14 protein-coding genes, 2 tRNA genes, 3 rRNA genes and 1 pseudogene are annotated in these 25,400 nt (G+C 50.8%); 5 read left to right on the top strand and 15 right to left on the bottom strand.

Annotated features, from left to right (window positions below; translation table 11 throughout):
* Positions 1-63: 63 nt before the first annotated feature.
* The 4 genes from adiC to melR form a co-directional block, all read right to left on the bottom strand.
* Complete coding sequence (gene adiC, locus G8S19_RS20300; RefSeq protein ID WP_253685804.1) at positions 64-1,401, bottom strand: arginine/agmatine antiporter; 1,338 nt, start codon at positions 1,399-1,401, stop codon at positions 64-66.
* A gap of 127 nt (positions 1,402-1,528) precedes the next feature.
* The gene (locus G8S19_RS20295) at positions 1,529-2,290 is read right to left on the bottom strand and encodes an AraC family transcriptional regulator (RefSeq protein WP_048213867.1); all 762 of its coding nucleotides are present in this window, start codon (positions 2,288-2,290) and stop codon (positions 1,529-1,531) included.
* Positions 2,291-2,606: 316 nt separating this feature from the next.
* Entirely contained in the window at positions 2,607-4,874 is a 2,268-nt protein-coding gene (adiA, locus tag G8S19_RS20290; RefSeq protein ID WP_101742870.1) for an arginine decarboxylase, read from the bottom strand.
* A gap of 275 nt (positions 4,875-5,149) precedes the next feature.
* The gene (gene melR, locus G8S19_RS20285) at positions 5,150-6,082 is read right to left on the bottom strand and encodes a transcriptional regulator MelR (protein WP_061067057.1); all 933 of its coding nucleotides are present in this window, start codon (positions 6,080-6,082) and stop codon (positions 5,150-5,152) included.
* 268 nt (positions 6,083-6,350) lie between these two features.
* On the opposite strand from melR, the gene G8S19_RS20280 reads away from it, so the two are divergent.
* Positions 6,351-7,706: an alpha-glucosidase/alpha-galactosidase gene (locus G8S19_RS20280; protein WP_253685802.1), complete on the top strand. Its 1,356-nt coding sequence runs from the start codon at positions 6,351-6,353 to the stop codon at positions 7,704-7,706.
* A gap of 54 nt (positions 7,707-7,760) precedes the next feature.
* Here G8S19_RS20280 and G8S19_RS20275 read toward each other — a convergent pair whose 3' ends face one another.
* The 5 genes from G8S19_RS20275 to G8S19_RS20255 form a co-directional block, all read right to left on the bottom strand.
* Complete coding sequence (locus tag G8S19_RS20275; protein ID WP_048213863.1) at positions 7,761-8,393, bottom strand: DUF2238 domain-containing protein; 633 nt, start codon at positions 8,391-8,393, stop codon at positions 7,761-7,763.
* A 147-nt stretch (positions 8,394-8,540) separates the two neighbouring features.
* Positions 8,541-10,187: a class I fumarate hydratase FumA gene (fumA, locus tag G8S19_RS20270; RefSeq protein ID WP_124021044.1), complete on the bottom strand. Its 1,647-nt coding sequence runs from the start codon at positions 10,185-10,187 to the stop codon at positions 8,541-8,543.
* Between the two features lie 96 nt (positions 10,188-10,283).
* Complete coding sequence (gene dcuB, locus G8S19_RS20265) at positions 10,284-11,624, bottom strand: anaerobic C4-dicarboxylate transporter DcuB (protein WP_048213861.1); 1,341 nt, start codon at positions 11,622-11,624, stop codon at positions 10,284-10,286.
* Positions 11,625-12,377: 753 nt separating this feature from the next.
* Positions 12,378-13,097, bottom strand: a complete 720-nt coding sequence (dcuR, locus tag G8S19_RS20260; RefSeq protein WP_048213860.1) for a two-component system response regulator DcuR — start codon at positions 13,095-13,097, stop codon at positions 12,378-12,380.
* A complete protein-coding gene (locus G8S19_RS20255; RefSeq protein ID WP_048213859.1) occupies positions 13,094-14,725 on the bottom strand; it encodes a sensor histidine kinase in 1,632 nt (543 codons plus the stop codon). Before G8S19_RS20255 ends, dcuR begins: the two co-directional genes overlap by 4 nt.
* Before the next feature lie 612 nt (positions 14,726-15,337).
* On the opposite strand from G8S19_RS20255, the gene G8S19_RS20250 reads away from it, so the two are divergent.
* From G8S19_RS20250 to rrf, 4 genes are all read left to right on the top strand, one after another.
* Positions 15,338-16,877 (top strand): 16S ribosomal RNA (locus G8S19_RS20250).
* A gap of 85 nt (positions 16,878-16,962) precedes the next feature.
* A tRNA-Glu gene (locus G8S19_RS20245) sits at positions 16,963-17,038 on the top strand.
* A 219-nt stretch (positions 17,039-17,257) separates the two neighbouring features.
* Positions 17,258-20,164: ribosomal RNA gene (locus tag G8S19_RS20240) — 23S ribosomal RNA — on the top strand.
* Positions 20,165-20,260: 96 nt separating this feature from the next.
* Positions 20,261-20,376, top strand: a 5S ribosomal RNA gene (gene rrf, locus G8S19_RS20235).
* Together the 16S, 23S and 5S rRNA genes with 1 tRNA gene alongside form the textbook arrangement of a ribosomal RNA operon.
* A 375-nt stretch (positions 20,377-20,751) precedes the next feature.
* Here the strand turns inward: rrf and G8S19_RS20230 are convergent.
* The 6 genes and pseudogenes from G8S19_RS20230 to dcuA form a co-directional block, all read right to left on the bottom strand.
* Positions 20,752-20,846 (bottom strand): annotated as a pseudogene (locus tag G8S19_RS20230) (GNAT family N-acetyltransferase); the annotation flags it as partial.
* Between the two features lie 138 nt (positions 20,847-20,984).
* Positions 20,985-21,060 (bottom strand) — tRNA-Phe (locus tag G8S19_RS20225).
* Positions 21,061-21,220: 160 nt separating this feature from the next.
* Positions 21,221-21,796: a transcriptional regulator gene (locus G8S19_RS20220; protein ID WP_101743244.1), complete on the bottom strand. Its 576-nt coding sequence runs from the start codon at positions 21,794-21,796 to the stop codon at positions 21,221-21,223.
* Between the two features lie 36 nt (positions 21,797-21,832).
* A complete protein-coding gene (locus G8S19_RS20215; RefSeq protein ID WP_253685800.1) occupies positions 21,833-23,542 on the bottom strand; it encodes a protein-disulfide reductase DsbD in 1,710 nt (569 codons plus the stop codon).
* A complete protein-coding gene (gene cutA / locus G8S19_RS20210) occupies positions 23,518-23,865 on the bottom strand; it encodes a divalent cation tolerance protein CutA (RefSeq protein ID WP_003025447.1) in 348 nt (115 codons plus the stop codon). Before cutA ends, G8S19_RS20215 begins: the two co-directional genes overlap by 25 nt.
* A 125-nt stretch (positions 23,866-23,990) precedes the next feature.
* On the bottom strand, positions 23,991-25,292 hold the full coding sequence (gene dcuA, locus G8S19_RS20205) for an anaerobic C4-dicarboxylate transporter DcuA (protein ID WP_003830670.1): 1,302 nt from the start codon (positions 25,290-25,292) through the stop codon (positions 23,991-23,993).
* Positions 25,293-25,400: the final 108 nt, after the last annotated feature.

Here is a 25,400-nt window from a genome sequence, read left to right as displayed (position 1 = left end):
GGTGGGGTGTGTGATGCGTAGGCCCGATGCGCTTATGTCATCGGGCAACGACGCTTACAGGCATTAATTATTGTTGGTCGGGGCATCCAGAGGATACGGGTTTTTATGGATTCGGTTGTAATTGAGCGCATACAGTGCGGTGATTACCATCAACATCACGAACGACCACATCACTTCTTTGGCGCCAGAACCCACCACCGCCCAGATGCAGTAGACAAATGCCACAAAGGTCACCAGTATGTACATCGGACGCGCTTTACCAAAGTGACCGTGGCCCAGCAGCAGCAATGCCGCGCAGGTGTACAGATATGGCACCAGGGTGAAGATAACGGAGACCGAAGAGACCAGACCAAATTCTTTTGCTGCGTTTGGCGACATGCTGCTGAACTGGAAGAGGGTCATCAGGATCCCGACGATGATTAGCCCGGCAACCGGTGTTCCCGCCTTGTTGACGCGAGCGAAAATCGGTGGGAACAGGCCGTCATCGGCTGCCGCTTTTGCGGTCTGGCCGGCCAACAGTGTCCAACCACCCAGTGAGCCAAGGCACCCAGCCGCTGCACAGAAGGAGACAATGGCCCCAGCGGTATCACCCAGTGCCATGCGTGCAGCATCACCAAACGGTGAGGCTGACACCCGCAGCGCAGCGTTAGGGATCATGCCCATAATTGCCGTAGTTGAGAGAACGTAGCAGACGGCGGCAATCAGTACCCCGCCAATGGTGGCGATAGGGACGTTACGTTTCGGGTTTTTAACCACACCGGCGGCAACGGAGGCGCTTTCAACCCCAATGAACGACCATAAGGTTACGTTTAAGGTGCTTTGGATGGCGCCGAAGGTATTCATGCCGCTGACGTTCCAGGCCGCCATATAGGTTTCACCGCGGAACCAGAACCAGCCGAAGACGGCAATACCGACAATGGGCACCAGCGCCAGTACTGTCGCAACGGCCTGCACGCGAGTGATCATTTTTGGACCGACAATATTCAGCAAGACGAAAACCCACAGTACAACGACACAGGTGAGCGTCAGAACCAACGGATCTTTTAAGATAGGGAAGAAGTAGCTCAGGTAACCGACGCCAATAACGACCATGGCGATGTTACCAATCCAGCAGGCCAGCCAGTACAGCACGTTGGTCTGGTAGCCTAAAAAAGGACCGAAACAGCGGCGCGCATAAGCGTAAGAACCACCGGGACTGGAGTCTAAGGACGACATTTTGGCGTACACCATCGACAGTGCCAGCGCACCGATAATAGTGACCAACCATCCGTAGATTGCAATCCCGCCAGTTGACGCCAGGTTTGCGGGTAGCAGGAATACACCGGAACCCATAATATTCCCCGACACCATAAGGGTGACGGGGATTAAGCCCACTTTGTGAGCATCAGCATCCGTCGACATATTTTTTAACTCCTGATAAGGATAAATGACGTCACATCATACCTCTTCAGAAGACTATTTTATGATGACGGAACAGGGGTATCGCCAATGCTGATATTATTATGGCTCATCGCTAAATGATCAAAAATCAGGCAGCGGAGGGTTCCCGATGTTGACTGACATAATGCAGTGGCGTCATTCCATAGAACTCTTTGAAGACGGAGATAAAGTATGAAGTACTGTTATATCCGCACAGCTGAGATACCTGTGAAATGTTTTTCCCGTCCATCATTAATTGATTGACGGCATAACGCATACGACACGTGGTTATTATTTGACTGTAACTTGTATTTTCATTTTTTAGCTTTTTCTTTAACAAACTGGGACTCAGGCATAAGCAACTGGCGACCATGCTTAAATTCCAGTCTTTATGAATATCGCTCTCAATGATGTGGTAAACGCTGTCGCTGATGCGATTGCGTAACATATGCATAAGTAGGGAGATAAACTTTTTGCTGTCGAGAAAACGCGATAATACGGTGAACAGTAGCGAACGGGTACGCTCATTTTCGCCTTCGTTTTGCGTTTCCATCACGCTGTGTTGAGCGGCAACCCGAAAGACATCCGGCGTCAGGCATACGGCGGTCATCACCGGATTGGCGCTACGTTGCCAGAGAGGGAACTGTGAAAGATCTTTATTTAAAAATCGTAGATAGTCTTTAATGACATCGCGACTGATATGTACGACCAGTGCGTTATTAAGTGAAGAAAAATCGATAATATTATTATCACACGCCACCAGAGCCATGTGGTTAGCTTTTAAACTGATGGCTTCTTTACCGTTAATCCTTAACCAAACATCTTTCTCCGTTAATACAACAACACAAGCTTCTTTGCTGCAAAGCCTCATACCCAAACTCCCGGAATATGAACATCAAATACCGTAACTCAGCACCTGCTGAGTAATCGCGGCTAAAAAAAAATTGTATGATGAATCAAGACAAGCGATAAAATAGCGTGATTTTTAGTAATTACAATATCTGTAGGGATTCTTGGCATGTACATAATTTTTTACGCAAGTGGCAACGTACTATTTGCGTATAAAAAAAGCGCGGGGTGGTCCCGCGCAAAAGGTATAACAATGTTATTGTTTTGCAGCAATACTCAGGAATTACTCAACTATCACACGTCAACCTTATAAAAAATAGACTATCTAAAAAACGACATTAGGCTTTCACGCACATGACGTGATACACACCGTCAATAATTTCCGTTCCTTCGGTTTCATGTTCAAAGCCAGGGAAATGATGATCCCAGGATTGCAACGAACGTAGATAACTAATCTGCGGGCTGTTGGCATCGCCAAAGTTTTCCCCGGACAGCAGCATTGGAATTCCCGGTGGGTAAGGAATGACGGAGTTGGCTGCGATACGACCCGGCAGATTTTCAATCGCCACCATCTCAACGTTATCGCTGACTATCGCGTTATAGGCTTCACGCGGGGTCATTTCAGCAACAGGCAGGCCAGAGTAGGCCGCATTGAGTCGGCTACCTGGGTTATTTTCTTTCAGCCAGGCGAACATGGTGTCGCCCAGATCGTGAATACCCATGTTTGCGTAAGTGTCAGGATGTTCCTCTACCAGTTCCGGCATCACCTGTGAGAGCGGAGTATTGGCATCATAGTGGTGTTTGAAAGAGCACAGTGTGTTTATCAGCGTGCCCCATTTACCACGGGTGATCCCCATTGAGAACAAGAACATAATCTGGAAATCGGTGGTACGGGTCGGTACGATGCCGTGGCGGCTAAGCCAGGCGGTAACCAGCGCCGCCGGAACACCGGTCTGTTCCAGTTCACCATCATCACCCATACCTGGCGCCAGAATACTGACTTTAATGGGGTCCAGCATGCTCCAGTTATCTGGCAGGTCTTTAAACCCATGCCAGGATTCACCGGGGCGCATTACCCAGCAGTTCTGGTCGGTCGTCAGGAGTTGGGTTGGCGCATCGGCAAAGTCATAGGTTTTGCCGGTCTGCGGATCGGTAACCACCTCTTTGTTCCACGGTTTGAAGAACCAGTCGCCCTCAGCCGTGAATTCTTTGTACAACCGTGCCATCGCCTGACGGAAATCGACGGCTTCATCGATCACTTCCTGGGTGAGCGACAGGCCGCTGTTACCGTCCATCATGGAAACTGCCACGTCGTTTGATGCACAGATGGCATACAGCGGAGACGTGGTGGCGTGCATCATGTACGCCTGGTTAAAGCGGGAGAAATTAACCGCGCCACGGCCTTCACGGACGTGAATGTAAGATGCCTGAGAGAGCGCATTCAGCAACTTATGGGTCGAGTGGGTGGCAAAAACGGTGGGGCCGTTATGGTCGCCAGGTGCACCACGCATAGCGTAGTGATCGGCATAAATCGGGTTGAAACGCGCATAGCCGTACCAGGCTTCATCGAAATGAATGCGATCGCTGGTCTGGGCTAGCAGGTCTTGCGCCTCTTTTGCGTTGTAGCAGACGCCGTCATAGGTGCAGTTGGTTACAACGCTATATGACGGTTTCTGTCCGGTTTTGTCTTTTGTCAGTGGGCTTTCGCTGATTTTTCTCTGCAATGTTTCGGGCTGCATTTCCTGCGGGTAGATAGGCCCGATAATGCCGTAGCGGTTGCGGCTTGGTACCATGTACACCGGTTTTGCCCCGGTAAGAATGAGCCCTTGTTCAATGGATTTATGGCAGTTACGGTCCAGCACTACCACATCGTTATCAGTCATGCATGCCTGCATGATGGTGCGGTTAGAGCCAGAAGTACCGACCACCACGGACCATGAGTGGTCAGCGCCGAAGACACGTGCGGCATATTTTTCGCTTTCACCAAACGCGCCAGTATGGTCAAGCAGTGAACCCAGTGATGCGCGTTCAATACCCATGTCGCTACGGAATAGGTTTTCACCGTAGTAGTCATGATAGAAACGACCGGCCGGCGTTTTAGTAAATCCCACGCCGCCCTGGTGACCAGGGGCTGCCCAGGAATATTCGTGAATGTCACTGTATTTCATCAGCGCGCTGAACAGCGGTGGTAACAGCTGTTGGCGGTAACGGGTCATCGCAGCAACGGCGCGCCCGGCGATAAAGTCAGCGGTATCTTCAAGAATCCAGGCGAATTCATCGACAAGCTCCAGCAGATCGCGATCCAGCGATGCGGTGGCTTTTTCCCGATCGCCCAGCAGGAAAACGGGGACGTTTTGCTGGCGTTCGTGGAGCTTGCCGATCAATTGCCTGACATTCAGGTGTTCATCTTGTTGTTCCATTTGATAGCTGAACATCAGGCAATCAATGGCTTCATTTGCCGCGAGGATGGCATAACCATCGTCGAATGAGGTGGATTTAATGACGGTAACATTTTGGCGACTTAAGGCATCTGCCAGACGCTCAACAGCGCTACCAACCCAGGTGTCCTGATGCAGAAACTCACTTTCAACAATTAATACTTTCATCATCTTTTACCCGGTAGTGGAGAGGTTGCAATTTATGGATTGCAGACACACCGTATGAATGTGACGCAGGCAAGTATTATCCTGACAAATTGGGCTGTAAAGTGGCTGGTAAATGAGCGTATTTTATTTTTATTCCTTTATAAACAAATAGTTAACATTCATCGAAGGCAGTTTTTCAGCATTGTTTATCGACAGGGGAATTATTTTTTTGGCTGATACTGATATTGCCGAATGGGGTGTGCTGTCAGTGGGCATGTGTTTGCGCCATCCGACGCTTATCCGGCTATCGATTGTCGATGTTGCTGGCTCAGTTTGCGGTACTGCTGTGGTGACATGCCGACAAATTTGCTGAAAGTATCGTAAAAACGACTGCTGGAGCGAAATCCGGCGGTAAGGGCGACGTCCAGAATGGTTTTATCAGTGTCGCTCAGCAATGCGCGAACGTGGTTGATACGCATCGCGGTAATGTACTGCTTCATGGTGAGTTGCATCACACGCTGGAAAATCCCCATTGCATAGTTGGGGTTGAGCTTCACGTGCTCCGCAACATCGTTGATGGTGAGTGCCTGATCGTAGTTGTCGGCAATAAAACTGAGCATTTGACTCACGTAAAACTGCGCGTGACGTGAAACGCTGTTTTTGTGCGTGCCCGCGGTTTTATTGACCAGGACGGGCTGCCAGCCGGAGAGGCTAAACCGCTTGAGCATCAGGCTAATTTCATCGATGGCAAGCTGGCGAATCTGTTCGTTCGGGCTGCTTAGCTCCTGTTGCCAGCGCTGAACTTCAAAGGTGCTCAACTGCTGAGAGGCCTGTGATTTGATGACCATGCCATGAGTGACGTGGTTGATCAGCTCACGGTCCAGCGGCCAGGAGAGAAACAGGTGCATGGGTAAATTAAAGATAGCCATGTTCTGGCAGGCGCCAGGTCGTATTAACTGGTGCGGCGTACAGGCCCAAAACAGGGTGATATGGCCCTGTTTTATCTGCACCACTTCGTTATTGATCAGGTATTCCACATCGCCGTCGAACGGTACGTTAATCTCCACCTGTCCATGCCAGTGGCTGGTGGTCATGGCGTGCGGTGCGCGTAGTTCGATATCGAGACGTTGATATTCCGAGTACAGCGACAGTGGGCTACGGGTTTGTTTCTCATCGCTGTTACACATGTGCGGATCGGGGGGAAGCGCTGAGATTGGCGGCGTGGTCATGGTAACTCCAGTTCCTGATTGTTCAGAATCATGCCATTTTTCAGCGGATAAGACTGCGAATCGGCGCGCAAATCAGGTCACCATTACCGGGTAGTGTGCTTTTTTGAACCCGTATACTCTGCTTTTCGGCAAAAATTATCCCAGAAACTCAGTTTTCGCCCGAACGAAAAGGCGAACTGAGTTTCTGGGAGTACTCGGTACAGAAGCCGGACGTTTTTCTTGCGTCCTCATGCCACCATGGCGTCATCACCCCACGTTCTGGAGAGTCATGATGTCTGCACCCAAAATTACTTTTATCGGCGCGGGATCGACGATTTTCGTGAAGAATATTCTCGGAGATGTCTTTCACCGCGATGCGCTGAAATCCGCACATATTGCTTTAATGGATATCGATGCAGCCCGCCTGGAAGAGTCGCATATTGTGGTGCGTAAGCTGATGGACTCGGCTGGCGCTTGCGGCCAGATCACTTGCTATACCGATCAAAAAACGGCATTGCAGGATGCCGATTTTGTAATAGTCGCTTTCCAGATTGGCGGTTACGAGCCGTGTACCGTGACCGATTTTTCCGTGTGCAAACGCCACGGTCTGGAACAAACGATAGCCGACACATTGGGGCCTGGTGGCATTATGCGCGCGCTGCGTACGATTCCGCATTTATGGCAGATTTGCGAGGATATGACCGACGTCTGCCCGCATGCCACCCTGCTTAATTATGTTAATCCCATGGCGATGAACACCTGGGCAATGTATGCACGCTATCCGCATATTAAACAGGTTGGGTTATGTCATTCGGTGCAGGGAACGGCGGAAGAGTTGGCGCGGGATCTGGATATTGATCCTGCTTCTTTGCGTTATCGCAGCGCCGGGATCAACCATATGGCGTTTTATCTGCAACTGGAGCGTAAAACGGCTGATGGGACCTATGTCGATCTCTATCCGGAACTGCTGGCAGCTTATGCAACAGGCCAGGTCCCGAAACCGAATATCCACGGCAATACTCGCTGCCAGAACATTGTGCGTTATGAAATGTTCAAAAAATTGGGGTATTTCGTCACCGAGTCGTCGGAACACTTTGCTGAATACACGCCGTGGTTTATCAAACCGGGTCGTGAAGATCTGATTGAGCGCTATAAGATTCCGCTGGATGAATATCCGAAGCGCTGTGTAGAGCAACTGGCGAACTGGCATCAAGAGCTGGAAGAGTACAAAACGACGGCGCGCATTGATATCAAACCGTCAAGGGAATATGCCAGCACAATCATGAACGCTATCTGGACCGGAGAACCCAGCGTGGTGTATGGCAATGTTCGTAACGACAACCTGATCGATAACCTGCCGCAGGGTTGTTGTGTCGAGGTGGCTTGTTTGGTTGATGCCAATGGTATTCAGCCGATAAAAGTGGGGGCTCTCCCGTCTCATTTGGCGGCGATGATGCAAACGAATATCAATGTTCAAACCCTGCTGACGGAAGCTATTCTGACGGAGAATCGCGATCGTATTTATCACGCGGCGATGATGGATCCGCATACCGCTGCGGTATTAGGGATTGAAGAGATTTATGCGTTGGTGGATGATCTGATTGACGCGCACGGTGAGTGGTTGCCGGCCTGGTTGCATCAATAAGGTCCATCTTGCGTCTGCCGGATGAACGTTATCGACATCCGGCAGTATGTATATTTAGTTGGCGATTACCAGTCCGTAGCGACGCAGCTGTGCACAGTGAACTCGCGCCAGTACAAGCACTGTCGTTAGCGCGCCGAGCAGGGCGCAGAACATATCCGACTGGGTATCCCATGGATCGCCCTGCGTACCCAGGAAGTCATCTGCGCCTTGCCCCATCGCCAGTGCCGCCCACCATTCAATGAGCTCATAGGTGGCGCTGATTGCCAGTGCTACGCAGCAGACTAAAAACGCTAACATCTTGCGGCCGCGGACAATATTGCCGCGGACTAAAATCTCTCTTGCCGTCAGCGCTGGCACCAGTCCCTGGAAAAAATGACCCAGTTTGTCATAGGGGTTGCGACTGAGATCCAACCACGCCTGCACTTCAAAACCAATGGGGACTTTGGCATAGGTATACATGCCGCCAACCATCAAAATGATGGCATGAAAGAAGATAAGCGTGTAGAGCATGGGAGTCAGCGGGTAGCGCTTCATGGTGGCGAGCAGCAATGGCACAACAATAATGACCGGCGTCACTTCCATCAGCCAGGTCAATTTTTCGGTGGCACAGAAGCCAGTGTAGATAAGGATCAGCGCCAGCACTATAGCGCCAGTGTTCAGTATTACAGGATTCAGTGTGCGGAGCATGGCGAATTCACAAGTAATGGAAAATATTACTATTCACTGTGAACGGCAAAAATTCAACGCCAGTTAATGGGGGGATAAAGTTGGCCCGGGGGGATCACTGGGCTGGCCCCAAAAATTTGGTGTCAGTCCAGTGCCGGGCCGAATAGGTTACTTCGCGCAGTTAGCGCATTGTTTGCTCACGATTTGCTGGAAGAAATCGTTGCCTTTGTCATCGACCAGGATGAAAGCAGGGAAATCTTCAACTTCGATTTTCCAGATAGCTTCCATTCCCAGCTCTGGGTATTCCACGCATTCCAGATGCTTAATGCTCTGTTGCGCCAGTACAGCTGCCGGACCACCGATGCTACCTAAGTAGAAGCCGCCGTGTTTATGGCAGGCGTCGGTCACTTGTTGGCTGCGGTTACCTTTCGCCAGCATGATCATGCTGCCGCCATGGGACTGCAGCAGGTCAACATAGGAGTCCATACGACCCGCAGTGGTTGGACCCAAAGAACCGGACGGGTAACCTGCCGGCGTTTTCGCCGGGCCTGCGTAGTAGATCGGGTGATCTTTCACGTACTGCGGCAGACCTTCGCCGGACTCGATACGTTCTTTCAGCTTCGCGTGGGCGATGTCGCGACCCACAATGATTGTACCGCTCAGCGACAGACGGGTGGATACCGGGTACTGAGAAAGCTGGGCAAGGATCTCTTTCATCGGACGGTTAAGGTCGACTTTAACCACTTCGCCTTCGCCGGCCTGGCGCAGAGATTCCGGGATGTACTGGCCTGGATTATGTTCCAGTTTTTCGATCCAGATACCTTCGCGGTTAATCTTGGCCTTAATATTACGGTCTGCGGAGCAGGAAACGCCCATGCCTACCGGGCAGGATGCGCCGTGGCGAGGCAGTCGAATCACGCGGATGTCGTGAGCGAAATATTTCCCGCCAAACTGGGCGCCGAGGCCGAGTTTCTGGGCTTCTTCCAGCAGTTCTTGTTCCAGTTGCAGATCGCGGAATGCCTGACCGTGAGCGTTACCTTCAGTCGGCAGCGCATCATAGTAGTGTGTGCTGGCCAGTTTCACCGTTTTGAGGGTGCTTTCTGCTGACGTACCACCAATTACAAATGCGATATGGTACGGCGGGCAAGCTGCAGTCCCCAGCGTACGCATTTTCTCAACCAGGAAGTTTTTCAGTTTGCCGGGAGTCAGCAGTGCTTTCGTTTCCTGATACAGATAGGTTTTGTTGGCAGAACCGCCGCCTTTTGCCACGCACAGGAATTTATATTCGTCGCCGTCCACGCTGTACAGGTCGATTTGCGCAGGCAGGTTAGTGCCGGTATTCACTTCTTTGTACATATCCAGCGCCGCGTTTTGCGAGTAGCGCAGGTTATCTTCAATATAGGTATTAAATACGCCTCTGGAGAGCGCCGCTTCGTCACCGCCGCCGGTCCAGACACGTTGACCTTTTTTACCCATGATAATGGCCGTGCCGGTATCCTGACAGGTTGGCAATATGCCTTTGGCGGCAATCTCGGAGTTTCTCAGGAATTGCAGCGCAACATACTTATCGTTTTCGCTGGCTTCAGGATCATGGAGTATGGAGGCGACTTGCTGTTGGTGTTCAGGGCGAAGCATGAAGGAGGCATCGTGGAAGGCTTGCTGGGCCAGTAGCGTAAGTGCTTCAGGCGCTACTTTCAGGATTGACTCGCCTTCAAACTCGCCGACGCTGACGTGATTGGATGTCAGCAGGTAGTACTCAGTTTTGTCTTCCCCCAGTGGGAAAGCCGCCTGGTAAGTGAATTCAACTTTTGACATTTGCTTCCAGCCTTTTCATTTTTATCAGGAATTTAAAAATTCTCTGCGTCTTAACGGTGGCGTGCCGCACCATAGCGGACGGCACGCGAAGTGTGATTACAGGAAACCGTACATTGCGGCGAAGACCCAACCAAAGACACAGGATACGCTTACGCCGATCAAACCAGGCAGAATGAAGCTGTGGTTGATAACGAAACGGCCAATGTGGGTGGTACCTGAACGGTCAAACTGAATAGCAGCCAGATCGCTCGGGTAGGTCGGCAGAATGTAGTAACCGTAACAAGCCGGAGCAGAAGCAACGATGTACGCTGGATCAACCCCGATAGCCAGTGCGACTGGAACGATAGCGGCCAGCGCTGCAGCCTGAGAGTTTACAAACTTGGAGACTAACAGCAGGACGATCGCATAGGCCCACGGATGTTCTTTCACCATCTCGCCCAGTACGCCCTGAATTTCAGACATATGCGCACCGAACATGGTTTCGGCCATCCAGGCAATACCGTACACCGCAACAATCGCGATCATACCTGAACGGAAGACTTCATTTTTTGAGATAGATGCGGGATTCGTTTTGGTTAAGATGATAATCAATGCGCCAGTCAGCAGCATGAACATCTGGATAACCAGGACCATTGACAGCGGTTTGCCACCAAAAGAAGGGCGCAGTTCAGATACTGCACCGAGCACGGCAACAACGGCGATGGCAGCGAGGAAGATCCACATTGCCAGCCAGTTACTTTTCGGCAGTTTTTTGTCTAACAGTGTTGCCGTGTCGCCATACACATAGTGATGGTTTTCAGGTACGGAAATAAACTTCTGGAACTCTTCGTCTTTATCCAGATCTTTACCACGGAACCAGCTGAAAATACCGATAGCCAGGATACCCAGCAGGGTAGACGGAATGGTGATGCCAAGCAGGTCGAGGAATTCGAGGTGCTTGCCTTCAAATGTCACGTTACCCAGCATCGCAACCAGCGAGACAACGGCTACAGAAACCGGACTGGCGATAATCCCCATCTGTGCACCGATAGAACTCGCCGCCATTGGGCGTTCCGGGCGAATATTGTTCTTAATGGCGACGTCATAAATGATCGGCAGAATGGTGTACACCACGTGGCCGGTACCGCACAGGATAGTCAGGGTACAGGTAACAAATGGTGCTACGATAGAAACGTATTTTGGGTTACGACGCAGCAGCTTTTCAGCAATTTGCAGCATAACGTCAAGACCGCCGGAGGCTTGCAAGGTTGCAGAAGCGGCCACCACGGCAATAATAACCAGCATTACATCAACAGGGGGTTTACCCGGCTGGAGATGGAACACGAAAACCAGAATAACCAGGCCGATACCGCCTAACAAACCCAGCGCGATACCGCCCTTTCTGGCACCATAAAACAAACATATTAATATTATGAGAAGTTGTATACTAAATAACATTTTATTTACCCTCGCGAAAAACCCAGTCAATTTTTTGAAAAATGGATCTGTGGCACATTCTTTTTTGCCGGAATAAGCATCAAAAAATGGTCAGTATTCGATATGTCCGTATTTGCGATTAATGTTTAAATGTCTGGCTAGAATGTATTTATAACTTTTTGGAAATATTTAGCTTTTTTCTATGGCATTGATCAGAGGAGAGAATCCTCAGGCGATGGGAAGTAGGGCTGGTTATGAAGCGCTGCGGCTGACGCTGTAGTTGGGCTGGCTTACACCGGTTTTCCGGGGGCTGACCGTTGGTTCTACATTGTCCGCTATTACGTAAAACACCGGTATACCAGGTGAGTGTATTCTTTATGTGATCGCGGTCACGCCATGTCATGTGGTAATGAGTCTGGCGTACGGATACGTTTATTTGCTCACAAAAATGTACGGTGTCCATAGTACGTAGCATGGTCTCCATTGCTACCAGTCTAGATTTTTATGTCTGATGAAATTCAGACTAATCCTTTAGGAGTAAAAATACACACTCTGTGAGTTAGTTAATACTTAATTAACTTTTGTTAGCGATTTTGAAATTAAAAACAGTGTGATGTTTATCAATAACAAAATAATGAATTTAACATGTTTGATACAAATATATTTGATCTAACGCAAATTAACTATTTATCTGTTTTAGCGGGATGAAAAGGGATTTTTCATTATTTTAATAATTGTTACTTTTATATAACGAATAATCCCTGGGGGAGCGTTTTATTGGCAGTATTGTTTAAGTAATGAGTAATGCTCAGCCTGAACGCGGTAGCGGTAAACCGGTCGGCCAGTAACACCATAATGGATACTGGTAAATAAGATATGACAATTGACGAGCCAGATAAGGTATTTGCGGCATGAGACCCGGGAGATATTGACCTCGTTCGCCAGTTCATCCGTGGAGAATTCCTGGTCCTGGTGCTCATCAATCCACTGGCACAGCGTACGTAACGTTTGTGGTGTCAGCCCCTTGGGTAAGCGCCGCGTTTCCTGCTCGCTGGAAGAGCTACCATGAATCAGTTGGTCAAGCTCTGACTGTTCATAGTACTGATGCTTCTCCATATCCGTTTTCTTCTGCAGCCAGTTGGTTAAGGCTTCTTCAAAGCGTGAGGCCTGAAATGGTTTGATCAGATAATCAACGACACCGTAGTGGAGTGAGTCTTTAATGGTTGTCGCATCGGCGGCGGAGGAGATGACGATGACATCACATTTACAGCCTTCGCTGTGCAGAATGGGTAACAGGTCCAGACCGTTTTCTTTCTGCATATAAATATCCAGTAGAATCAGGTCAATACGATGTTCGCCATGAAAGATGATCTCTTTGGCTTTTTCGAGAGTAGAGGCCGTTCCGCAGCAATGAAAACCAGACAGCTGCGCGACATAACGGCGGTTTAACTCCGCTACCATTGCATCGTCATCGACAATTAAGACATTGATCATCTGCTGGCCCTCTCACCATTCCACGGTAACTGTACAAAAAATTGGGTGAAGACCCCAGGTTCGGATTCGACGGAAATATTGCCGCCAACGTTTTCAACCTGCTGTTTCACAAGTGCTAAACCGACGCCTCGTTCGGTTCCTTTTGACGAGACGCCCTTCTCAAAGATGTGGTCAATGCGTTCGGGGGCGATCCCCGGACCATCGTCATTCACTTCGCAATGCAACCAGCCGTGTCGATAATGTAAGGATACGCTGATCTCACCCCCCGGTTCTTGACCTAGCGCCTCCAGGGCGTTTTCAATCAAATTACCCAGCACGGTGATCAACACCGCCACCTGATCTTCATTACTATTTTCCGGCAACTGGCTTTCATTACTAATGATCAGGCTATGGCCTAAATCAGATGTGCGATTAATCTTACTGAGTAAAAAGCCCGCGATCACCGGTGATTTTATTTTGCCTAACAGTGAGCCAATCTCTTCCTGATAATTGTTGGCCGTCTTAATGATATAATTTTCCAACTGCTTATAACTTTTCAGGTGCAATAATCCCAGAATCACGTGTAACTTGTTCATGAATTCGTGGGATCGTTCACGAAGTGCATCGGCATAGTTAACCATACCGTCCAGACGTTGCATGAGTTTTCGGACTTCAGTCTTGTCTCTGAACGTTGAAATTGCCCCGATGATTCTGCCATTGCTGAGTACTGGAACGGTGTTGATTAAAAGCAGCCGGTCCTTCACCGTGATCTCCTCATCACGGCGTGGTGTTCCATCACGTAGCACCTGCGAAAGATCAACTACCTGAGACCATGCATGGCTGAGTGTGGAGAGTTGGGCATCATCCTGCGACTTTCGGTAATCCAATAGCTCCTGGGCGGCCTGGTTTATTAGCGTGACCTCACCACTATCATCAACGGCAATGACCCCCTCCTTTATAGAGTGCAGCATCGCCTGGCGCTGTTCGAACAGGTTGGATATTTCATAAGGCTCCAGACCAAACAGAATGCGTTTGAGAACCTTCACCAATACCCAGGTACCTAGTAACCCAACCAGAACACCAAATAAGATAGACCAAAAGATACTGCCGCGGCTGTTATTGATCTGTTCGGTGACCCTGCTTAACTCGAGACCGATCGACACAACCCCAATCTGCTGGTGATGATCGTCATAAATAGGGGTGAAAACGCGTAGCGCTTTAGCCAGAAAGCCGCGATTAATGGCAACGTTCTCTTTGCCCTGTAACGCCAACAGGATATCGTCGCCTTTAAACGGTTGGCCGATACGTTGTGCTTCAGGGTGCGAATAACGAATGCTTTTCATATCCGTGACAACGATGAATAAAAAATCGTTGCGCTTATTTACCGCTTGAGCAATTGCCTGGATGCCGCTGTCCTCAGGCTTTTTCTTGAGCCCCTCGCGGATTTCAGGAGAGTTTGCCAACGTTCGCGCGACCGCAAGCGCTTTGTCTGCTAAGGCATCACGTGTCGTGTTGCTGATTTGCGAGAAGTAAATCAAATGAACGACGAGCAGCACAGAGAAGAGGACCGCGCTGACCATGAGGATCACGGTTGTGCCGAGTTTCATCGGGCGTTTGCGTATAGCCGTTCGTTGCAGAGGGTGTCTCATCGCCGTCCTGGAATCACTGTTTGTGCGGGTATTATCGCCCGATGAGGTACGTAATTCAAAGGTAGTAGGGGGATTCGGGCATTCCCGCCGCCATCCCTTCTTATATATGTAGTAGAAAATGGGCATCCGTTATTTTCTTTCTATATAGAAAAGAGGATTCAATGTTGGTTTCTTCTTTTTCCGGGATGTGATGCAGGAAATATTGACGGCTTTGTGGATAACTCTGTGTGTAAATGGGTATAAGGCGGGGTTCTGCTGGGGATTGCAGCAGTCAGTCATTTTTCTGTCATTTAAGGGTTGCGGGCTGAGGGAAACTCCCTATAATGCGCCTCCATCGACACGGCGGATGTGAATCACTTCACACAAACAGCCGGGCCGGTTGAAGAGAAAAACCTGAAAATGAGGGTTGACTCTGAAAGAGGAAAGCGTAATATACGCCACCTCGCGACAGAGCGCTAAAGCGCGTCGCAACTGCTCTTTAACAATTTATCAGACAATCTGTGTGGGCACTCGAAGATACGGATTCTTAACGTCGCAAGACGAAAAATGAATACCAAGTCTCTGAGTGAACACGTAATTCATTACGAAGTTTAATTCACGAGCATCAAACTTAAATTGAAGAGTTTGATCATGGCTCAGATTGAACGCTGGCGGCAGGCCTAACACATGCAAGTCGAACGGTAGCACAGAGAGCTTGCTCTCGGGTGACGAGTGGCGGACGGGTGAGTAATGTCTGGGAAACTGCCCGATGGAGGGGGATAACTACTGGAAACGGTAGCTAATACCGCATAACGTCGCAAGACCAAAGAGGGGGACCTTCGGGCCTCTTGCCATCGGATGTGCCCAGATGGGATTAGCTAGTAGGTGGGGTAACGGCTCACCTAGGCGACGATCCCTAGCTGGTCTGAGAGGATGACCAGCCACACTGGAACTGAGACACGGTCCAGACTCCTACGGGAGGCAGCAGTGGGGAATATTGCACAATGGGCGCAAGCCTGATGCAGCCATGCCGCGTGTATGAAGAAGGCCTTCGGGTTGTAAAGTACTTTCAGCGAGGAGGAAGGTGTTGAGGTTAATAACCTCAGCAATTGACGTTACTCGCAGAAGAAGCACCGGCTAACTCCGTGCCAGCAGCCGCGGTAATACGGAGGGTGCAAGCGTTAATCGGAATTACTGGGCGTAAAGCGCACGCAGGCGGTCTGTCAAGTCGGATGTGAAATCCCCGGGCTCAACCTGGGAACTGCATCCGAAACTGGCAGGCTAGAGTCTTGTAGAGGGGGGTAGAATTCCAGGTGTAGCGGTGAAATGCGTAGAGATCTGGAGGAATACCGGTGGCGAAGGCGGCCCCCTGGACAAAGACTGACGCTCAGGTGCGAAAGCGTGGGGAGCAAACAGGATTAGATACCCTGGTAGTCCACGCCGTAAACGATGTCGACTTGGAGGTTGTGCCCTTGAGGCGTGGCTTCCGGAGCTAACGCGTTAAGTCGACCGCCTGGGGAGTACGGCCGCAAGGTTAAAACTCAAATGAATTGACGGGGGCCCGCACAAGCGGTGGAGCATGTGGTTTAATTCGATGCAACGCGAAGAACCTTACCTACTCTTGACATCCAGAGAACTTTCCAGAGATGGATTGGTGCCTTCGGGAACTCTGAGACAGGTGCTGCATGGCTGTCGTCAGCTCGTGTTGTGAAATGTTGGGTTAAGTCCCGCAACGAGCGCAACCCTTATCCTTTGTTGCCAGCGATTCGGTCGGGAACTCAAAGGAGACTGCCAGTGATAAACTGGAGGAAGGTGGGGATGACGTCAAGTCATCATGGCCCTTACGAGTAGGGCTACACACGTGCTACAATGGCGCATACAAAGAGAAGCGACCTCGCGAGAGCAAGCGGACCTCATAAAGTGCGTCGTAGTCCGGATTGGAGTCTGCAACTCGACTCCATGAAGTCGGAATCGCTAGTAATCGTGGATCAGAATGCCACGGTGAATACGTTCCCGGGCCTTGTACACACCGCCCGTCACACCATGGGAGTGGGTTGCAAAAGAAGTAGGTAGCTTAACCTTCGGGAGGGCGCTTACCACTTTGTGATTCATGACTGGGGTGAAGTCGTAACAAGGTAACCGTAGGGGAACCTGCGGTTGGATCACCTCCTTACCTTAAAGAAACGTTCTTTGTAGTGCTCACACAGATTGTCTGATGAAAAGTAAATAGCAAGGCGTCTTGCGATTGAGACTGACACGTCCCCTTCGTCTAGAGGCCCAGGACACCGCCCTTTCACGGCGGTAACAGGGGTTCGAATCCCCTAGGGGACGCCACTTGCTGGTTTGTGTGAGTGAAAGTCGCCGGCCCTAATATCTCAAAACTTACCTTCGGGTGACGTTTGAGATATTTGCTCTTTAAAAATCTGGATCAAGCTGAAAATTGAAACGACACACTGTTTCATTTCTCCGTAATAAGAAATGAAAAATGGTGTGTTCGAGTCTCTCAAATTTTCGCAACACGGTGGTGTTTTACGAAACATCTTCGGGTTGTGAGGTTAAGCGACTAAGCGTACACGGTGGATGCCCTGGCAGTCAGAGGCGATGAAGGACGTGCTAATCTGCGATAAGCGTCGGTAAGGTGATATGAACCGTTATAACCGGCGATTTCCGAATGGGGAAACCCAGTGTGTTTCGACACACTATCATTACGTGAATACATAGCGTAATGAAGCGAACCGGGGGAACTGAAACATCTAAGTACCCCGAGGAAAAGAAATCAACCGAGATTCCCCCAGTAGCGGCGAGCGAACGGGGAGCAGCCCAGAGTCTGAATCAGCTTGTGTGTTAGTGGAACGGTCTGGAAAGTCCGACGGTACAGGGTGATAGTCCCGTACACCAAAATGCACAGGTTGTGAACTCGAAGAGTAGGGCGGGACACGTGGTATCCTGTCTGAATATGGGGGGACCATCCTCCAAGGCTAAATACTCCTGACTGACCGATAGTGAACCAGTACCGTGAGGGAAAGGCGAAAAGAACCCCGGCGAGGGGAGTGAAAAAGAACCTGAAACCGTGTACGTACAAGCAGTGGGAGCCTCTTTATGGGGTGACTGCGTACCTTTTGTATAATGGGTCAGCGACTTATATTCTGTAGCAAGGTTAACCGAATAGGGGAGCCGAAGGGAAACCGAGTCTTAACTGGGCGTTAAGTTGCAGGGTATAGACCCGAAACCCGGTGATCTAGCCATGGGCAGGTTGAAGGTTGGGTAACACTAACTGGAGGACCGAACCGACTAATGTTGAAAAATTAGCGGATGACTTGTGGCTGGGGGTGAAAGGCCAATCAAACCGGGAGATAGCTGGTTCTCCCCGAAAGCTATTTAGGTAGCGCCTCGTGAACTCATCTTCGGGGGTAGAGCACTGTTTCGGCTAGGGGGTCATCCCGACTTACCAACCCGATGCAAACTGCGAATACCGAAGAATGTTATCACGGGAGACACACGGCGGGTGCTAACGTCCGTCGTGAAGAGGGAAACAACCCAGACCGCCAGCTAAGGTCCCAAAGTCACAGTTAAGTGGGAAACGATGTGGGAAGGCACAGACAGCCAGGATGTTGGCTTAGAAGCAGCCATCATTTAAAGAAAGCGTAATAGCTCACTGGTCGAGTCGGCCTGCGCGGAAGATGTAACGGGGCTAAACTGTGCACCGAAGCTGCGGCAGCGACACTATGTGTTGTTGGGTAGGGGAGCGTTCTGTAAGCCGTTGAAGGTGTGTCGTGAGGCATGCTGGAGGTATCAGAAGTGCGAATGCTGACATAAGTAACGATAATGCGGGTGAAAAACCCGCACGCCGGAAGACCAAGGGTTCCTGTCCAACGTTAATCGGGGCAGGGTGAGTCGACCCCTAAGGCGAGGCCGAAAGGCGTAGTCGATGGGAAACAGGTTAATATTCCTGTACTTGGTGTTACTGCGAAGGGGGGACGGAGAAGGCTATGTTAGCCGGGCGACGGTTGTCCCGGTTTAAGCATGTAGGCGGAGGTTCCAGGTAAATCCGGTACCTTTTTAACGCTGAGGTGTGATGACGAGGCACTACGGTGCTGAAGTAACAAATGCCCTGCTTCCAGGAAAAGCCTCTAAGCATCAGGTAACACGAAATCGTACCCCAAACCGACACAGGTGGTCAGGTAGAGAATACCAAGGCGCTTGAGAGAACTCGGGTGAAGGAACTAGGCAAAATGGTGCCGTAACTTCGGGAGAAGGCACGCTGATATGTAGGTGAAGTGATTTACTCATGGAGCTGAAATCAGTCGAAGATACCAGCTGGCTGCAACTGTTTATTAAAAACACAGCACTGTGCAAACACGAAAGTGGACGTATACGGTGTGACGCCTGCCCGGTGCCGGAAGGTTAATTGATGGGGTTATCCGTAAGGAGAAGCTCTTGATCGAAGCCCCGGTAAACGGCGGCCGTAACTATAACGGTCCTAAGGTAGCGAAATTCCTTGTCGGGTAAGTTCCGACCTGCACGAATGGCGTAATGATGGCCAGGCTGTCTCCACCCGAGACTCAGTGAAATTGAACTCGCTGTGAAGATGCAGTGTACCCGCGGCAAGACGGAAAGACCCCGTGAACCTTTACTATAGCTTGACACTGAACACTGGTCCTTGATGTGTAGGATAGGTGGGAGGCTTTGAAGTGTGGACGCCAGTCTGCATGGAGCCAACCTTGAAATACCACCCTTTAATGGCTGGTGTTCTAACGTGGACCCGTAATCCGGGTTGCGGACAGTGTCTGGTGGGTAGTTTGACTGGGGCGGTCTCCTCCTAAAGAGTAACGGAGGAGCACGAAGGTTAGCTAATCCTGGTCGGACATCAGGAGGTTAGTGCAAAGGCATAAGCTAGCTTGACTGCGAGAGTGACGGCTCGAGCAGGTGCGAAAGCAGGTCTTAGTGATCCGGTGGTTCTGAATGGAAGGGCCATCGCTCAACGGATAAAAGGTACTCCGGGGATAACAGGCTGATACCGCCCAAGAGTTCATATCGACGGCGGTGTTTGGCACCTCGATGTCGGCTCATCACATCCTGGGGCTGAAGTAGGTCCCAAGGGTATGGCTGTTCGCCATTTAAAGTGGTACGCGAGCTGGGTTTAGAACGTCGTGAGACAGTTCGGTCCCTATCTGCCGTGGGCGCTGGAGAATTGAGGGGGGCTGCTCCTAGTACGAGAGGACCGGAGTGGACGCATCACTGGTGTTCGGGTTGTCATGCCAATGGCATTGCCCGGTAGCTAAATGCGGAAGAGATAAGTGCTGAAAGCATCTAAGCACGAAACTTGCCCCGAGATGAGTTCTCCCTGAGACTTTAAGTCTCCTGAAGGAACGTTAAAGACGATGACGTTGATAGGTCGGGTGTGTAAGTGTAGCGATACATTGAGCTAACCGATACTAATGAACCGTGAGGCTTAACCTTACAACGCCGAAGGTGTTTTGGCGGAATTGAGACGATTTTCAGCATTGATTACAGATGACATCAGAACGCATAAAGCGGTCTGATAAACAGAATTTGCCTGGCGGCTGTAGCGCGGTGGTCCCACCTGACCCCATGCCGAACTCAGAAGTGAAACGCCGTAGCGCCGATGGTAGTGTGGGGTCTCCCCATGCGAGAGTAGGGAACTGCCAGGCATCAAATAAAAGCAAAAGGCCCGGTCGAAAGACCGGGCCTTTTGTTTTATCTGTGGTCTGTCGGTGAGCGCTCTCCTGAGCAGGACAAATCCGCCGGGAGCGGATTTGAACGTTGCGCAGCAACGGCCCGGAGGGTGGCGGGCAGGACGCCCGCCATAAACTGCCAGGCATCAATTAAAGTGAAGAAGCCCATCCTGACGGATGGGCTTTTTTGCGTCTGTGCGGGGTGCACATTGCCGGATGCGGTGTACCGCCTTATCCGGCCTGCGCCTTATCCGGCCTGCGCCTTATCCGGCCTGCGCCTTATCCGGCCTGCGCCGGGCTGAACGTATTTTGTAGGCCTGATAAGCGCAGCGCATCAGGCAATAAGTACGGCTACCCGTGTACGAGGCTGAGTAACGGGTACGGTCGTCCACTTCCGTCCGTCCCGTCACGCTAAATCCCATCTTCTTATAGAATCCAGATGTCTGCTTGCACACGGGTACGGCTAATCGTTCGTGCGGATTTTGTGAGGGGGTGTGCTGTATGGATATTGAGGGATGAGCGATTGGAAAGTATCAGAACCACAAAAGCAAAAAACCAGCCCGTAGGCTGGTTCTTCTAAATAGTGGTGCCCGGACTCGGAATCGAACCAAGGACACGGGGATTTTCAATCCCCTGCTCTACCGACTGAGCTATCCGGGCAACGGGGCGCATTAAACCGTATTCACGTCGGTCAGTCAATTAAATTTCGGGGAAAACCGTTCAACCGCTTAATATTGCGGCAATCTACGCATTTGTGCCTGAAGATTGAACAAAATAGGGAGGTGCCCCAGTCTCGCGCTCTCCAATAAGCATTGTGCGCTTAGGTCAGCGCCCCACCCATACGACACTGAGCAAAACGCAGGATATCTTCGGCCAGACGATGTGCTGTTTCTACATCAGCATGGCTGCGATTAACCAGCATGCGACTCAGGCAGCCCTCCAGCACCAGTTCCATCTGTTTGGCGACCATTGCCGGGTCATCAACTTCCAGCGTCGTCAGCAGCTCATGGGTGAAGTCATGTGCAGCCTTTTTCTGTTGATCGGCCAACTGATGGACAGGATGGCCTGGATCGGGGTAAAACGTGCAGGCAGCGATGAACAGGCAGCCTGGATAGCGATTATTACTCACGCATTCGGACAGCGCGTTATAGCGTGCCAGTAGTTTCTGCTCAGCGCTCAGCGTGTCATCCAGCAAAAGCTGACGCCGCCAGATATCCACCCGTTGACTGAGGTAACGCAAGGCATCGTACAGAATGGCCTCTTTATCAGGCCAGAAGCGTTGCAGTTCATCAAGTGGATAATTGACATGCTCTGCCACCATTTCCAGTGTGGTATTGGCTATCCCTTGAACCTCAAGTAATTTCAGGGCTTCTCCCAGGACATCTTCACGTTGCACGGTATTCTCCTCCGTATTTCCTGTTGCAAGTGTCGCTCACGGTTGGCGATCGCGCAAATGTGCGCTGAAGGTCGCGGCATCCATAAAACCCGTTACCCGGGCCTCCGGATGCTCTTTTCCCTCGGCATCAAAGAACAAGATAGTCGGCAAACCTAAAACCTGTAGGTGTTTCAGCAGAGCGACATCCTGGGCATTGTTTGCTGTCACATCCGCTTGCAACAGCACCGTGTTGCCTAGCGCTTGCTGAACCTGCGGAGTACTGAACGTGTACTTTTCAAATTTCTTACAGGCTACACACCAGTCGGCATACAGATCCAGCATGACTGGCCTGCCTTTAGCTTGCTCCAGCGCTTGATTTAACGCATCTACCGATGCCACCGGCGTGAAGTTAAGGTGTGCCTGGGTTTGAGTATGCGGCGCGCCGAACGCCCAGTCTTGCAGTGGACGCACGCATACCAGTGCTGCGGCTAACAGGACAATCTGCACGATACGCATCCAGGCGTGCTTTGCCTGCAGGCTGGTGATGAACGCCCAGCCAAAGAACGCGACGCCTAACAGTGACCATAAGCGAATGCCCCATTCGTCGCCAATAATGCGTTCGAGTAAAAAGACGGGAAGCGCAAGGATGACGAAACCAAAAGCGGTTTTGACATGTTCCATCCATGGGCCACTTTTAGGCAGCAGGCGGTTACCAAATACGGTAATCAGCATCAGGGGTAATCCCATCCCCAGTGCGTACAGATACAGCGTGCCGCCTCCCAGCCACATGTTCCCGCTCTGAGCGATATACAGCAAAATCGCGCTTAGCGGGGCTGTGGTGCAAGGGGAACAGATGAGGCCGGCAATCGCTCCCATCGCAAAGACGCTACCAGGAGAGCCGCCTTGCTGGCGGTTGCTCATCAATGTGAGACGCGTCTGCAACGATGAAGGGAGCTGCAGCGTGAACAGGCCAAACATCGACAGAGCCAGCAGCGTAAAGACAATGGCAAGCCCAATCAATACATAGGGATGCTGTAGCGCGGCCTGAAACTGTAGCCCGGCAGCCGCAACGACCAGACCCAGCGCGGTATAGGTGAGCGCCATTCCCTGTATGTAGATAAAGGTCAGCAGCAGAGCCCGCCCGGTTGATAAGCGTTGTTTACCGCCGAGTACGATCCCGGAAATCAGTGGATACATCGGCAATACACAGGGGGTAAAGGCAATGCCAATCCCGATCAGCAATGCCCACAGTGCGGAAAAGGGGAGTTGGGCGGCTGGCTGTGATTGTTTTTCCGGGGCGACTGTATCAGGCGTTGGTGTAGGCGTCGCATCTGTACGAGCCATGACTTCACTGAGTGGAACGGTTTTGGTTTCCGGCGGATAGCAAAATCCGGCATCGGCACAGCCCTGGTAAGTAACGGTCAGCGTTGCACCAGATGCGGCCTGATTGATCGTTACCGGAACGTTCAACTGCTTACGGTAAATTTCACTTTTGCCGTAAAACTCATCTTCATGCCAGACGCCTGGCGGTAGCTTTACCTCGGCAATATCAGCCTGAGACGGTGTAATGCTTATCTGTTTGCGGTACAGGTAGTAGCCGTCTTTTACCTGCCATGAGAAGTTCAGGTCATGTTGGTTTTGCTGAAAATCAAAAATAAATGCCCGGTCGGCAGGGACAAACTGCGAGCGGCCAGGCGAATCAAATAATCCGGCAAAAGTGGATGTGCTGCATAGCAGCAGGATCAGCGTAAGGATGCGTTGAGCCATGAGCGGTAATCAAAGTCTCCGTGAGTGACGGGTAAAACCAGAAGTTCAGGGGTTTGATATGGATGATGAGACTTCAGGCAATCGAGAAGCGCTTGCTGGTGCGTGACGGTAGTTTTTAAAATCATCTGGACTTCATATTCCTGCTCCAGCTTACCCTCCCAATAATAGAGAGACGTTGCACCGGGCAGCAGCGTCACGCAGGCGGCCAGTTTTTCTGCCAGTACTTTTGCAGCCAGATCCTGGGCGGTCGCTTCATCCGGGGCGGTACAGAGCACCACAACGGTATCGGGGATGGAGATATCCTGACTCTTAACATCAAGCATAAACACCTCGAAAGAACAGAGTAACCAGCAAGAGAACGGTAACTATACAACGGACGAGGGAAGGATGTTAGTTAAAGCGAGGCGGGGAGGTACTGCGGGATGCCTAAGCACCCCGCAGGTAAAACTTACAGCATGAAGCTACCCAGCAAGAAGCCGAAGCAGACAGCCAGAACCACACCCAGAGTACCCGGGATGAAGAACGGATGGTTAAAGACGAATTTACCGATACGGGTAGTACCGGTGTCATCCATCTGAACCGCCGCAACCAGAGTTGGGTAGGTAGGCAGAATGAACAGGCCAGAAACCGCAGCGAAAGACGCTACAGCGGTCAGTGGAGAAACGTTCAGTGCCAGAGCCATCGGCATCAGTGCTTTAGCCGTTGCAGCCTGAGAATACAGCAGAGCAGAAGCAAAGAAGAAGATGACAGCCAGCAGCCACGGATGACCCTGAATTACGCTACCTGCAGTATCTTTGATCCAGTCAATGTTGTGAGATACGAAGGTATCACCCAGCCATGCAACACCCAGGATACAAATACAGGCGCTCATACCGGCTTTGAAGGTGCTGGAGTTCAGGATGGAGTCAGTTTCAACGCGGCAGATGATTGTCGTCAGCGTCGCGATGCTCAACATGATGATCAGAATGGCGTTGGTGGTGTTCATCAGCGGTTTAGCGACCAGGCCAAGGCTTGGGCTGTTGACGATGGCGTAAACAACGACGCAAACCACGCCCAGCAGGAACAACCAAACGGAGGTTTTCGCGCCAGCTTTGATTTCAACTTGTCTTTCACCGCGCAGTTCAACCAGACCTTCTTCCAGACGCTTACGATAAATCGGGTCGTCAGACAGTTTGGAGTTGAACAGTGCGGTGACCAGGAAGGACATCACCAGAACGGCCAGCAGGGTAGACGGAATGACCACTGACAGCAGGTGAATGTAGCTGATACCATGACCTTCCATGACGGAAGACATGTAAACCACGGCCGCTGAGATAGGTGATGCGGTAATCGCAATCTGTGCAGAAACCACTGCGGTAGAGAGCGGACGGCAAGGTTTGATCCCTTGCTCCTTCGCGACTTCAGCGATAACTGGCAGCGTTGCCAGAGAGATGTTGCCGGTACCGGCAAAGATAGTCAGGAAATAGGTCACGATCGGTGCAAGGATTGTGATGTATTTCGGGTTCTTACGCAGCAGTTTTTCAGTTTGATGGACCAGATAGTCCAGACCACCGGCAATCTGCATGGCGGAGATAGCAGCGATAACCGCCATGATAATGGAAATAACATCGAACGGAATATTACCCGGTTTTACGCCAATAGCGGCGAGAACCAGAACACCCAGCCCACCTGCAAATCCAATACCGATACCCCCAAGTCTGGCACCCAAAAAGATTGCCAGCAAAACGATGATAAGTTCTAAAACTATCATATTAGCCTTCCTTGTTGTTTAACAAGTTGATATTAAATTGTTGTTTTTAAGTAACTTGGTGCAAGAAAAAAGGCACGTCATCATGACGTGCCCTCTCTGGTACTACCC

This window comes from Citrobacter sp. SX206 (genome assembly GCF_024181025.1).
GTDB classification, from domain to species: domain Bacteria; phylum Pseudomonadota; class Gammaproteobacteria; order Enterobacterales; family Enterobacteriaceae; genus Citrobacter; species Citrobacter youngae.
Note: the sequence above shows the minus strand (reverse complement) of the source record. Positions and strands in the feature narration are given on the sequence as shown.